This is a genomic window from Streptomyces flaveolus, from assembly GCF_014648815.1.
In the GTDB taxonomy this organism is placed as follows: Bacteria; Actinomycetota; Actinomycetes; order Streptomycetales; family Streptomycetaceae; genus Streptomyces; species Streptomyces flaveolus.
Map to the genome: position 1 here is coordinate 523214 of NZ_BMRV01000003.1, position 11902 is coordinate 535115.

Annotated in this window: 9 protein-coding genes; 7 read left to right on the top strand and 2 right to left on the bottom strand. The window is 72.3% G+C overall.

Going from position 1 to position 11902, the window contains the following annotated elements; all coding sequences use genetic code 11:
* Positions 1-35: 35 nt before the first annotated feature.
* Positions 36-959, top strand: coding sequence for a M24 family metallopeptidase (locus IEZ05_RS10145; protein ID WP_189229673.1), 924 nt, complete (start codon positions 36-38; stop codon positions 957-959).
* Positions 956-2725 (top strand): SDR family oxidoreductase, encoded by a 1770-nt coding sequence (locus IEZ05_RS10150; RefSeq protein ID WP_189229674.1) that lies wholly within the window; start codon positions 956-958, stop codon positions 2723-2725. Before IEZ05_RS10145 ends, IEZ05_RS10150 begins: the two co-directional genes overlap by 4 nt.
* A 236-nt stretch (positions 2726-2961) precedes the next feature.
* On the opposite strand, the gene IEZ05_RS10155 is transcribed toward IEZ05_RS10150, so the two are convergent.
* A complete protein-coding gene (locus IEZ05_RS10155; RefSeq protein WP_229869646.1) occupies positions 2962-5133 on the bottom strand; it encodes an MMPL family transporter in 2172 nt (723 codons plus the stop codon).
* A gap of 399 nt (positions 5134-5532) precedes the next feature.
* Between IEZ05_RS10155 and IEZ05_RS10160 the strand changes: the two genes are divergently transcribed.
* The 4 genes from IEZ05_RS10160 to IEZ05_RS10175 all read left to right on the top strand — a co-directional run bounded on the left by IEZ05_RS10160 (position 5533) and on the right by IEZ05_RS10175 (position 8778).
* Positions 5533-6795: a sensor histidine kinase gene (locus IEZ05_RS10160; protein ID WP_189229676.1), complete on the top strand. Its 1263-nt coding sequence runs from the start codon at positions 5533-5535 to the stop codon at positions 6793-6795.
* Positions 6792-7469: a response regulator gene (locus tag IEZ05_RS10165; RefSeq protein WP_189229677.1), complete on the top strand. Its 678-nt coding sequence runs from the start codon at positions 6792-6794 to the stop codon at positions 7467-7469. The genes IEZ05_RS10160 and IEZ05_RS10165 overlap by 4 nt, the downstream gene beginning before the upstream one ends.
* A 285-nt stretch (positions 7470-7754) precedes the next feature.
* The gene (locus tag IEZ05_RS10170; RefSeq protein ID WP_189229678.1) at positions 7755-8327 is read left to right on the top strand and encodes a hypothetical protein; all 573 of its coding nucleotides are present in this window, start codon (positions 7755-7757) and stop codon (positions 8325-8327) included.
* A 151-nt stretch (positions 8328-8478) separates the two neighbouring features.
* Positions 8479-8778 carry a hypothetical protein gene (locus IEZ05_RS10175; protein WP_189229679.1) on the top strand — a complete coding sequence of 100 codons (300 nt, stop codon included), beginning with the start codon at positions 8479-8481 and terminating at the stop codon, positions 8776-8778.
* A gap of 270 nt (positions 8779-9048) precedes the next feature.
* Here IEZ05_RS10175 and IEZ05_RS10180 read toward each other — a convergent pair whose 3' ends face one another.
* Positions 9049-9795, bottom strand: a complete 747-nt coding sequence (locus IEZ05_RS10180) for a class I SAM-dependent DNA methyltransferase (RefSeq protein WP_189229680.1) — start codon at positions 9793-9795, stop codon at positions 9049-9051.
* 444 nt (positions 9796-10239) lie between these two features.
* Here IEZ05_RS10180 and IEZ05_RS10185 point away from each other — a divergent pair, with 444 nt between their 5' ends.
* Positions 10240-11766 carry an alpha/beta hydrolase domain-containing protein gene (locus IEZ05_RS10185; protein ID WP_229869647.1) on the top strand — a complete coding sequence of 509 codons (1527 nt, stop codon included), beginning with the start codon at positions 10240-10242 and terminating at the stop codon, positions 11764-11766.
* Positions 11767-11902 lie beyond the last annotated feature (136 nt).

The following is an 11902-nucleotide window of genomic DNA, read 5'->3' on the forward strand; positions in this document are numbered from 1 at the left end:
CCCGCCGTTCCCGTGACGAAGGCGAGACCCCTCCCATGAGCAGGACCGAAGCACGGCCCCGCGCGGCGCTCCCCGCGTTCCCCTTCGACGAACAGGACCTGGACCGCTTCCGCGAGCTCCAGCGACTCGCCTACCGCTGCGCGCAAAGCGTCGCCGACTGGCTCGGGCCCGGCGTCACCGAACGTCAGGCGGCGGCCCGACTGCGTAGGGAACTGGTCGCCGAGGGCGTGCAGGACTTCTTCCACGTACCGTTCGCCTGGTTCGGCGACCGCACAGCGTTCCGGCACTTCCGCACCCCGCTGCAGTTCTTCGCCACCGGGCGGGAGCTGAGGGAGGGCATGTCCTACGTGCTCGACTGCGCGCCGATCGTGGACGGCTACACCGCCGACATCGGCTACGGCGGCGTGCTCGGCCGCAACCCCGTGTGGGACCGCATCGCCACCGACCTGCTGGACTACCGCGAGTTGATCGTCGAGCTGGTCCGCGAGCGCCGCTCCCTGGACGAGGTGTACGCGGCCGTCGACGCGAAGATCGCCGAGCACGGCTACGACAACCGGCACCGGGTCTATCCGGGCCGGGTCATCGGCCACCAGGTGACCCGGATGCGTCCGCAGCGGCTGCCCGCCGGGGTGAACCTCTTCGGTTTCGGCGTCCGCACCCTCCAGACCCTCGGCCGTGAGCTCATCCACGAGCGGATGGCGGGCCGCTCCCCGCTGTGGGCCGACGGCCGTTCCTCCCGGCACGCGCCGACGCCGGGGCTGTGGGCCGTCGAGCCGCACGTCGGCTTCCGGGACGTGGGGCTGAAGTTCGAGGAACTGCTGGTCGTCACCGAGGACGACGCGTACTGGCTGGATGACGACCTGCCCCATGTGCACCGCGGTCTGGAGTTGCGGGCCAGGGAGCGGGCGAGGGCCGAGGCCGTCACCGCCGGTGGCGAGGCCGGGGCGGTGGTCCGATGAGCTCCGTCCACGAGACGCGCGTCACCCGCGTCCGGTCCGGTGACCTCTCCCTCGCGGTCCGCCGGCAGGGCGACCCCGCCGCGCCGACGGTGCTGCTCGTCCACGGCTACCCGGACACCCACCGGGTGTGGGACGACGTGGCCGCCGAACTCGCCGCCGACCACCACGTGGTGCGCTACGACGTCCGCGGCGCCGGCGACTCCGACGCGCCCGCCGGCAAGGACGGGTACCGCCTCGAGCTGCTCGCCCAGGATCTGTTCGCGGTGGCCGACGCGGTCAGCCCGGACCGGCCCGTGCACCTCGTGGCCCACGACTGGGGCTCCATCCAGTCCTGGGAGGCGGTCACCGACCCGAAAGCCGCCGAGCGGATCATCTCCTACACCACGCTCTCCGGGCCCTGCCTGGACCACATGGGCCACTGGCTGCGCCACCGGCTGCGCCGGCCCACTCCCCGCCACCTGTGGCAACTCTCCTCGCAGGCGCTGCACTCCTGGTACATCTACCTCTTCCACCTGCCGGTGCTCGCGCCCGCCGCCTGGCGGTTCGGGCTGGCCCGCCGCTGGGGCACCGTGCTGCGGGTCCTGGACGGCGTCCCGCCGCGGCCCGGCCGCCCGCACAGCACGCTCGCCGCCGACGCGGTGCGCGGCATCCAGCTCTACCGCGCCAACATGCTGCCCCGGCTGACGAAGCCCCGGCAGCGTCCGACCGCGGTGCCGGTGCAGGTCATCACCCTCACCAAGGACAGTTTCGTCAGTCCGGCCCTCGGCGAAGGGCTCGAACAATGGGCCCCGTACCTGTGGCGCCGGGAACTGCCCGCCACGCACTGGTCGGCGCTGCTCGAGAAGGGACCCGTCGTGGCCGCCATGATCCGTGAGTTCGCCGCCCACCAGGAGGGCGTGCCCGCCACCCCCGCGCTCGCCAAGTCCCGGCACGGGCGACCCGGCGCCCGGAGGGGCGAGTTCGCGGACAAGCTGGTCGTCGTCACCGGTGCCGGCAGCGGCATCGGCCGGACCACCGCCCTCGCCTTCGCCGACCGGGGCGCCTCGCTGGCGCTGTGCGACGTCACCCCGGACGGCCTCGACCGCACCGCCGAACTCGCGCGCCTGCTCGGCGCCGAGGTCATGGCCCACCGGGTCGACGTCTCGGACGGGCCGGCGATGGCCGCCTTCGCCGAGAAGGTCGCGGCCGAGCAGGGCGTGCCGGACATCGTGGTGAACAACGCGGGCATCGGCCACTCCGGCACCTTCCTGGAGACCACCGAGAAGGAGTGGCAGCGCGTCCTCGACGTCAACCTGTGGGGCGTCATCCACGGCTGCCGGGTGTTCGGCGCGCTGATGAAGGAGCGCGGTCAGGGCGGACACATCGTCAACCTCTCCTCGGCCGCCGCCTACCTGCCGTCCAAGATGCTGGCCGCCTACGCCACCAGCAAGGCCGCCGTGTTCATGCTCTCCGACTGCCTGCGCGCCGAGCTGGCCGCCGAGCGGATCGGCGTCAGCACGATCTGCCCCGGCATCGTGCAGACCAACATCACCCGGACCACGACCTTCTCCGGCCTCGGCGCGGACGACCAGGCCGCCCGGCAGGAGAAGTTCACGGGCCTCTACGCCCGCCGCGGCTTCCCGCCGGAGAAGGTCGCCGCGCAGATCCTGCGGGCGGTACGGCGCCGGCGTCCCGTGGTCCCGGTGACCGTGGAGGCCAGACTGGCCCGCGTCACCAGCAGGCTCGCCCCGGCCGTAGTGCGGTGGGGCGCGCGGATCGGCCTGTGACCGGGGCCGCCGTCGCCTCCCTCGATCGGTTGGCAAGGACATGCCCGCTGTGGTGAAGTACGCACCGACGGAACAGCAGCTCCGGGAGGGCCGCCCGAAGGGGGATGCGCTGGTAACCACAGCGCTGGCGGAGCAGCGCGTGCTGCCGTGCCCGGAGTGCGGGGCGGAGGAACGGGTGTCCGTCGCCGCCGTGCGGCTGCGCGGTGCGCTGATCAACGCCGGCGAGGTGGATGCCGTCAGGACGGTCCGGATACCGGCTGGGCCTCCGTCCGGGGTGACTGCGAGTGTGAGGTGTCGTTGCGGCCCATCCCGTCCCGTCGGCCTCGTCCTCCACGCAGTGGCCACCACATTCCCCGGCCCAGCAGCGCTGCGGCCGCCGGGACCAGCAGGAGCGACACGACGAAGGCGGACAGGAGGATGCCCAGGGCCGTGGCGAAGCCCAGCTGACGGGTGGAGGGGTCCGCGTTCACCGCGAGACTGCCGAAGGAAGCCGCGAGGACCACACCGGCCGTGGCGACAGCCGGCGCCGTGTGCCGTACCGCGCGGGCCACGGCGGCGCGGACCGGGCCCCCGTGAGCCATCTCCTCGCGCAGACGGTCGCTGATCAGGATGTTGTAGTCGGTGCCCAACGCCACCACGAACAGGAACAGCACCAGCGGCAGCACGAAGGTCACGCCCGCCGCGCCGCCGATGTGCTGGAAGACCAGCGCAGAGGCGCCGAACGTCGCCGCGAAGCACAACCCGACCGAGAGCATCAGCACCACCGGCGCTGCCAGGCTGCGCAAAAGCACCACCAGGATCAGCGCGATCAGTGCCGCGGCGACCGGGAACACCGTGCGCAGGTCCCGGTCGACCGCCGTCGCCACATCGGCGAACACGGCCGCCGTGCCACCCACGTGCGTGGTGAGCCCGGCCGGCGACGCTTCCCGCACGGCCTGGCGCACCGGGCCCGCCACGAGATCACGCGCGCGCTGGGACTGGGCGTCCACCGTCAAGTAGGCGTCCAACCGGGCGGCGGTGCGGTCGGCGTCGAACACGGGGGCGGCCACCGTGCCCACTTGGGCCACTTCCGACAGCGCCCGGTGCACGACGTCCACCTCTGCGGGCTTCAGGACCCGGCCGTCGTCGGCGGTGACGTACACCGTCGTCGGGTCGGACACTCCCGGCGGCAGGGCCCCGGCGATTTCCCGCGCCGTCGCGGCGGCCGCCGTGTCGCGCGGGCTGCCGCCGGTGCCGAAGTCCATGCGGACGCCCGCCACACCCACCGCCAGCGCGCCGAGGAGGGCCACCGACGCCACGAGCACCAGCACCGGGCGGCGCGCCACCAACTCGCCGGTACGGCCCGCCACGCCGGGCCGCCCGGCCTTCTGAGAGAGGATCCGCGACGGCCAGAACATCTTCCGCCCGGTCACCGCCAGCAGTGCCGGCATCAGGGTCAGACTCGCCACCAGCATCACCAGCACCGACACCGCCACCGACGGGCCGAGCACCCGGAACTGTCCGAACGTCGCCACACCGAGCGTCGCGAAGGCCGCCACGATCGTCAGCGCCGCCGAGGTCACCGCTGTGCCCACCCGCCCGGACACGTCCGCGGCCACCAGGCGGTGGTGCTCCTCAGGGCGCCGGCGCAGCTCCTCGCGGAAGCGGAACAACAGGAAGAGGAAGTAGTCGACGCCGATACCGATCAGCACGGTGCCGATCATGCTCGGGGTGCCCGGGTCCAGTTCGAAACCTGCCAGGAGGGCAGCGCCGACGACCGTGCCGGCGGCGGCGCCCCCCACCACGGACACCGCGACCAGCGGGACGAACGCGGCCAGGACGCTGCGGAACACGAGCACGTTGATCAGAACGATCAGCCCGACCACCACCAGACCGACTATCGTCTGCGTGGTCTCCTCCGCGTCGGCGCGGTCCACCACGTCCGCCAGCCCGCCGGTGAACCCCGTGCGCAGCCCGGCCTCGCCGAACTCCTGCTGTGCGCGGTCGTGGAAGACCCGGTACAGGGAGTGCATGCCGGGGTCGGTGGAGTTGCCCCGCAACCGCGCGCCGAGCAGGGCGAACGACTTGTCCGGCGCCGTCGTCATGAGTGCCACGCGGGGAACCTGGGAGTAGTCCTCGGAAAGCCCCCGTATGTGCTCGTCCGTCCACGGCATCTGCAGGCGCGTGGCACTCAGTTCACGCGCCACGTCCTGTACGCGCTGCTCGTCCGCTTCCCGCAGCGGCTTGCCGTCGCGCCGCGCCACCAGCACCGTCACTGCACTGGCGTCCGGTGCCGCGCCGAACTCCTCCTGGGCGATCCGCAGCGCCGCGGCCGCGTCGTACTCCGGTGGCAGGAAGCCGGCGCTGTCGGTGTTCGTCACGCGGAAGACGAGCGTCTGACCCATCAGCGCCACGAAGATGCCGACCACTGCCCAAACGATGATGACCCGCCAAGGTCTGCGCGTCGAGTATCCGGTCAGGGAACGGATCACGGAAAGCCTCCGGGAAGGTTACGGAAGTACGGGGAACGGGTGCCAGGGGCACCGTGGACGTCCGAGGCCTCGCCCCCCTGCCGGGTCGTCCCGGCACTCGTCCAGCACATCAGCGACGTGCGGCCCGAACCTCGGAGCCAGGGACGAGAAACCCTCTGGGAGCACGGCCCCGAACCCTCGCGGTGCTGGGAGCCTGCTCCTGGTCCCTGTTCCCTCCCGGTCCGGACGCCATGGGCCCGGCGCACCGGCACCATGGGACACTCGGCGGACGAACCGCAGGTCATCGGGCCGATTCGGCGGCCGCAGGGAAGGTCGGATGTGCACAGGGGGACGGAGATGGGACGAGCCGTGATCGAAGGGCGCCCCGGCCGGGCACGGGGTGGGGCCGCCGCCGGGCTGCCGGGCCGCGAGACCGGGACGCGTCCCGACGGGGCCACGACGGAAAATCGAATCGGAGGGCCGGGACTGTGGACGCAGCACGACGGACTCGTCGCTGTCGGCGCCGCGGCCATCGATCTCGTGGGCTTCACCGTCACCAGCCAGATGGACCAGGGCCATGTCCCGGTGGCCGGGTGCCTGGTCGTGGTCTTCGCGTCGCTGTTCCTACTGGCGCGCCGCCGTACACCTCTGACGGTTCTCGCGTGCATCCTCGCGGCGAACCTGTCGGTCAACTGGTTCAGTGCCGTGGGCCAGCACTACGGGGCGGCCATGATCGTCGCCCTCTACACCGTCGTACGTCACCACAGGGCCGCGGTCGGCGCGGCGGCCGTCGCCGGCTGCGTCGCGGTGCTCCAGTTCGTCCACCCAGGGATGCCGGCGCCGTCCCTGATCGAGCTCGCCCCCAACGCCGCGTCCGCGCTGTTCGTGGCCGGCGCCGCCGTCGCCGTCGGCCGCTGGCAGCGCAACGCCGAGACCCAGCGGCGGCAGCTCGCCGAGCGGGCCGTCTCCGACGAACGGCGTCGCATCGCCCGGGAGCTGCACGACATCGTCGCCCACCATCTGACCACGATGCAGCTGCTCGCCGGAGGCGCTCGGGCCAACCTGGACCGGTCCCCGGAGGCCGCCCGCGAGGCACTCGTCTCCCTGGAGGGCTCCGGCCGCTCCGCCCTGCGCGAGATGCGTCACCTGCTCGACGTGCTGCGGGCCGGCGACGAGAGCGAGGACGGCGACGAAGGAAGAGCGACCGCACCGCAGCCCGGCATCGGCGACCTGGACCGCATCGTCGGGGACAGCCGCCGCGCCGGCCTTCCCACCACGCTCACCACCGAGGGCGACTCCCGCTCGCTCCCGCCCGGTGTCGCGCTCACCGTCTTCCGCATCGTCCAGGAAGCCCTCACCAACGCCCGCAAGCACGCGGGCGACGGCGCGCACGTCGACGTACGGCTCACCTGCTCGGTCCGCGAGGTGCGGGTCGCCGTCACCGACGACGGTCCGCGTTCCGGCCGTTCCACCGCACGCGGAACGGGCTACGGACTCGTGGGGATGCGGGAGCGCGTCGCCCTCCACGGTGGCACGCTGCGGGCCGGACCGGAGAGTGGGGGGTTCGCCGTCCGTGCCCGCCTTCCCCTGCCCGCCGACCGTCAGGAGGCATACGCGTGAGCGCGATCGTGAAAGTTCTCATCGCCGACGACCAGCCCCTCGTTCGACGCGGCCTCGCCCTGATGCTGGCCCCCGAACCCGGCTTCCAGGTCGTGGCCGAGGCCGAGGACGGCGCCGAGGCCGTCCGTCTCGCCCACGCATGCCGGCCTGACGTGGTCATCATGGACATTCGTATGCCGGTCCTGGACGGTATCGCCGCCACCGAACGGTTGACCACCGAACTGCCCGGCTGCCGGGTCCTGGCCCTGAGCACCTTCGACATGGACGAGTACGTTGTGGATGCCCTGAGGGCGGGGGCATGCGGCTTCCTGCCCAAGGACATCTCGCCCGAGGACCTCGTCGCCGCCCTGCGTGTGGTCCACGACGGCGAGGCGATCCTCGCCCCACGCCTCCTGACCCGGCTCATCTCCACGCACGTCAAGACCCCGACCCACCGGTTGCCGCCCCCGGTTCTCGTCGGCGCCGAGGGAATCACCCCGCGTGAGCGGGAGGTGTGGCGGCTGATCGCCGACGGTCTGGACAACACGGAGATCGCCGACCGGCTCGGGGTGAGCGCCTCCACCGTGAAGAACCACATCACCGGCCTCTTCGCCAAGCTGCGGGTCCGTGACCGGGCCCAAGCGGTCATCGCCGCGTACGAGACGGGCCTGGTCACGGCGCGACGGGAGCCGTAGCACCCAGGCCGGGGCCGGCCGCTGTGACGCACACCGCGACGGCGATGAGCACGACGCCGCGGCAACGCCGGGGCCGTGCCGGCCGCATGTCGACCCTCAACCGGACACGGGGCACCACCGCCCGGCCCCACCTCGATCGAAGTCGGCCGCCTGTCGGGCCACCGTCGCGGCAGCCCGACTCACCGCCTGAATCCGCGAAACCCCGGGTGAATCCTGCTGCCCAACGTCATAGCGGGTAGCACATAGTGGAGCCACACATCACCGAACAACCTGGAGCAAGCGGCCGTGACGACCGTGTACACCGAACCCTCCACCGAGCGGACCCCCGGGCGGGCCTGGACCGTCCGCATCGTCGGCCACGGCCGGTCCTCCGCCTCGGTCACCTGCAGCACCCCGGCCTGCCGGATGCCGGCCCGCTCCGAGGACCTCACGGCGCTGCGGGCGTTCGCCGCCCGGCACGCCGCCGCCCATGCCAAGGCGGCCACCGTCCGCCCCAACGCCTGGTGCCACTGCGGCTCCCAGCACTGCGGCGCCCACCCCGACACCAAGACGCACTGCGCCGGCGCCGTCCTCATGATCCTGCGCCACGACCCGGTCATGCGCCGCGTCTGGAGCGTCGAAGAGGTCTGCGAAGCCTGTGCTCCGCTGATCCCGAACGCCACCGTCCTGGCCCGCGCCGAACGACCGCGCCACACTCCCGACCGCCCCACCACTCAGGCGGCGGCTCCCGCGCGGCCGGTCGTCGCGGGCGGCTTCTCCTCACCCGCCGTCCCCGGCGCCGGCGACCCGGCGCCGGCGCGCCCCTTGCGGCGCAGCACTCAACGCTCCCGGCCCCGGCGTTCCGGTCAAGGCCGCTGACAGGGCACGAGCCTCGCGCCCTGTGAGGCCGTCACGCTCGTGATCGAGTACCGGCCTTCGTGACGAACACCCAGCGCGCGCGGGGCGGCCGACCACTGACACAGCGGTCCATGCGGCGACAGCCCGCTGCGGGCGCTCGTAGGATGCCTGGATGCCCAAGCCCTTACGGACGCGCCGCCGCACATGGGTCGCCGCGTGGGTCGTGCTGTGCGCGGCCGGTATTGCTGCCACCGCCGCACTGAACGCCTCCCCGGCGCCCGATCCGCAGCCCGAGAAGCATGAGAAGCCCGTCAGCGCCGAGTGCGCCGAGTACATCGCGGACATCGAGACGCAGCTGGCCAAAGCCAGGCAGGCAGGCAACGACGACGGCGTGCTGGCCTTTTCACGCACCCGGGTCGGCGCGGACGACTGCGGCGACGAGATCCGCGACCACTTCGGTGGTGACCGGTGAGCCGCCGTACTGGGCTCACCGCGATAGCGGGGCTGATGTGCGTAGGTGCCGTGGTGATCACCGCAGTGGCCGTTGCGCCGGAACCGGAGTCGCGGCCCACACCCCCGAGGGTGTACTCCTCCTGCCTGGCGGCCGATACCGAGGCGCTACCTGCGGGCGCCGATCCGTGCGACCGCCGTTGAGGAATCACTGCGTGACTGCCCGCCGCAGCACCCAGCGGTCGGGCCCTCGGCGGCCCGGGCCGGGATGCTGCACCACGAGGAGCCCCCCTCAGCCGCCCGCGGGTGGAATCCGGTAGACGGAGACGTGAGAACGCGCCTCGGCGGTGAATTCGGCACCGGCCCAGTCCGCATGCCTTGTCTCCAGTTCGAATCCGGCGAGCTGGGCCATGAGGTCGAGTTCGGCCGGCCAGACGTAGCGATGAGGGCTGCGGAACAACCGCGCCTGCTGGGTCTCGTCGAAGCGGAAGTGGTGCGATACGACGTGCTGGTGGAGCACGTCGTAGGTGTCCAACCCGATATAGCCGGGTTCGGACTGCCATACGGTGGCCGTCTGGCCCGGCGGGAGCTTGCGCAACTCGGGTACCCAGAGCTCGATGACGAACCGGCCACCAGGGGTGAGGTGGCGGGCCGCGTTGCGGAAGCACTGCACCTGCTCATCCTGGGTGAGCAGGTTGGAGATCGTGTTGTACACGAGGTAGACGAGGGCGTACTTCCCGGGAGCGACGGTGGTCGCCATGTCACCAAGGATCACGGGGACCGTTGCTTCATCGGCCTTCGTTCGCAGTTGCTCCACCATCGGGAGCGACAGCTCGATGCCGGTGACGGAGACTCCTCGCTCCGCGAGCGGGACGGCTACCCGGCCGGTCCCGATGGCGAACTCCAGCGCCCTTCCGCCACCTGAGAGCTGGGCGAGACGATCCACTGCCGGTTCCAGGACCTCGGGCGCGAACATTCCGGAACCGGGCGTGTCATAGCGCTGGGCGGCATCGGCGTCCCAGATCTTCTCCTGCTGCATACCGGCAACGCTCACCGCTGAGGCCGTGCCATGTCCACCGAGTTTCTCGGAAGTGTCACGGCGGAGGTGATGCCGGCCGTCGCTCGCGTCGCCGCCGTGCGGGCGAAGCAGCGCACCGTCCCCCGGCCGACGACGAGCCGTACGTCTTGCGGCTCGGGACCAGCGCTGGGGGAGAGGCGCCCCGCCTTCAGGCAACGAGCTGTGGGGCGTGGCGTTCCACGCACCGGGCGGGCCAGACGAGCGTTCGGGCCCCGAAGCTGTTCGGCGAGGGCCGATGCGGTGGCCCAGCCAGCTCAGCGGGGGCCCGGGCGGGCCGAAGCCCCCGTACGGCCGCAGCGCCTCGAGTGGGACACCGGTGGATTCGCCGATGGCAGCACGCCACGGTTCGTCGAGACTGCGGTCCCGACCCATTGGCACACCCATTCACGGAGGCAACCCGTGCGCATGCTCGCTAGGTTGACCCGGCGGTCCGTCACCGCCACCACGCTGGGGGCGCTGCTCTGCGGCGCCCTTCTCGGCACTCCGCTGGCCGCCCCGGTCGCCGCTTCCCCCGCCACGGCCGCGAGCCCCACGATCACGCTCCCGCCCGCCGGCAGTCACGGCTTCCCGTTCCTCGCCGCGGCCGAGGACCTCGGCTCGTTCGGCTACACCGAGAGCGAGTACTTCATCTCGGGCACCGCCACGTCGTACGCCAAGTCCAACCTGTGGACGTCGGACGGCCGGTGGAACGTCCACGCGTCCGGCACCGCCGCATACAAGAGCCGCATGCTGGTGCGCCGCCCCGCCGATCCGGCGCGGTTCAACGGCACGGTGGTCGTGGAGTGGCTCAACGTCAGCGGCCAGCTCGACCTCTCCCCGGACTACTGGTTCGAGCGGGACGAACTGCTGCGCCAGGGCTACGCCTGGGTCGGCGTCTCGGCGCAGGCCGTCGGGGTCAACGGTGGGCGGGGCGAGATCAAGGGCCTGAAGGGCTGGGACCCGGCACGGTACGGCAGCCTGGTCCACCCCGGTGACGCCTTCGCCTACGACATCTTCTCCCAGGCGGGCCAGGCGCTGCGTGCACCGAACGGGCCCGACCCGCTCGACGGGCTCCCGGTCCGGACACTGCTCGCCGACGGGGAGTCGCAGTCGGCGGGCTTCATGACCACGTACGTCAACGCCGTCCAGCCGGTGTCCAAGGTCTACGACGGGTTCATGGTGCACAGCAACAGCGCGGTCGCCGCGCCGGTCAGCGGCGTGCTCGCCGACACCCTGCTGATGCCGAACCCGTCCCGGATCAGGACCGACCTGTCGGTGCCGACGTTCGTCGTGCTCACCGAGACCGACGTGCCGGGCGCCGCGGCCGCACGGCAGCCGGACACCGACAGCGTCGTGCACTGGGAGCTGGCCGGCACCGCGCACGGCGACCAGTGGGCCTACGACCTCGGCGAGCCGACTGTGCGGAAGTCGGCGGGCTCGGCCGCGCCGTCGGCCGACTGTGCCGCCGGCTCGGCCCCCTTCAACGACGGCCCCGGCCACTGGGCGATGAATGCGGCGCTGCGCCATCTGGCCAACTGGGCGCGGGGCGGTGCGCGGCCGCCGAGCGGTCGGCCCTTGAGCACCGTCCTGCGTGACCCGGTCACCGGCCTGGCCACCGGCGGTGTCCGCCTGCCGGACGTCACGGTGCCCACCCGTACGCTCACCGGTTCGCGCGACACCACCGGCAGCGGTGTCTTCTGCGGCCTGTACGGCGCCCGTGACCCGTGGAACGGCGATGCCGACGCCTGGGACCGGCACGACGACGGCGACCCGTCCGACCCGTCCTTCCCGGCCACCGCGGAACCGGTGCTCAGCCTGCTCTACCCGACCCACGCCGACTATGTCGGCAAGGTGCGCACGGCCGCGCAGAGGTCCGTCGACGCCGGATACCTGCTGCCGGAGGACGCGAAGGCGATCGTCGCCGCCGCGCAGGACTCGGGTATCGGCGGCTGACTCAACGGCCCCGGCCGTTCTCTGCCGCAGGGTACGGGTGCGGGCTCCATCGAGCGCGTAGCGGTGGTGGAGTCCTCACCCGTGGGAGCGCAGCCGCGCGGGGGAGCGGTCCTCGTCCCCATGCGGCTCCGCTTCT

Bases quoted from the DNA above. Each gene is read 5' to 3' on its own strand.
- IEZ05_RS10145 (WP_189229673.1), top strand. From the start codon at position 36: ATGAGCAGGACCGAAGCACGGCCCCGCGCGGCGCTCCCCGCGTTCCCC.
- IEZ05_RS10150 (WP_189229674.1), top strand. From the start codon at position 956: ATGAGCTCCGTCCACGAGACGCGCGTCACCCGCGTCCGGTCCGGTGAC.
- IEZ05_RS10160 (WP_189229676.1), top strand. From the start codon at position 5,533: ATGGGACGAGCCGTGATCGAAGGGCGCCCCGGCCGGGCACGGGGTGGG.
- IEZ05_RS10175 (WP_189229679.1), top strand. From the start codon at position 8,479: ATGCCCAAGCCCTTACGGACGCGCCGCCGCACATGGGTCGCCGCGTGG.
- IEZ05_RS10180 (WP_189229680.1), bottom strand. From the start codon at position 9,795: ATGCAGCAGGAGAAGATCTGGGACGCCGATGCCGCCCAGCGCTATGAC.
- IEZ05_RS10185 (WP_229869647.1), top strand. From the start codon at position 10,240: ATGCTCGCTAGGTTGACCCGGCGGTCCGTCACCGCCACCACGCTGGGG.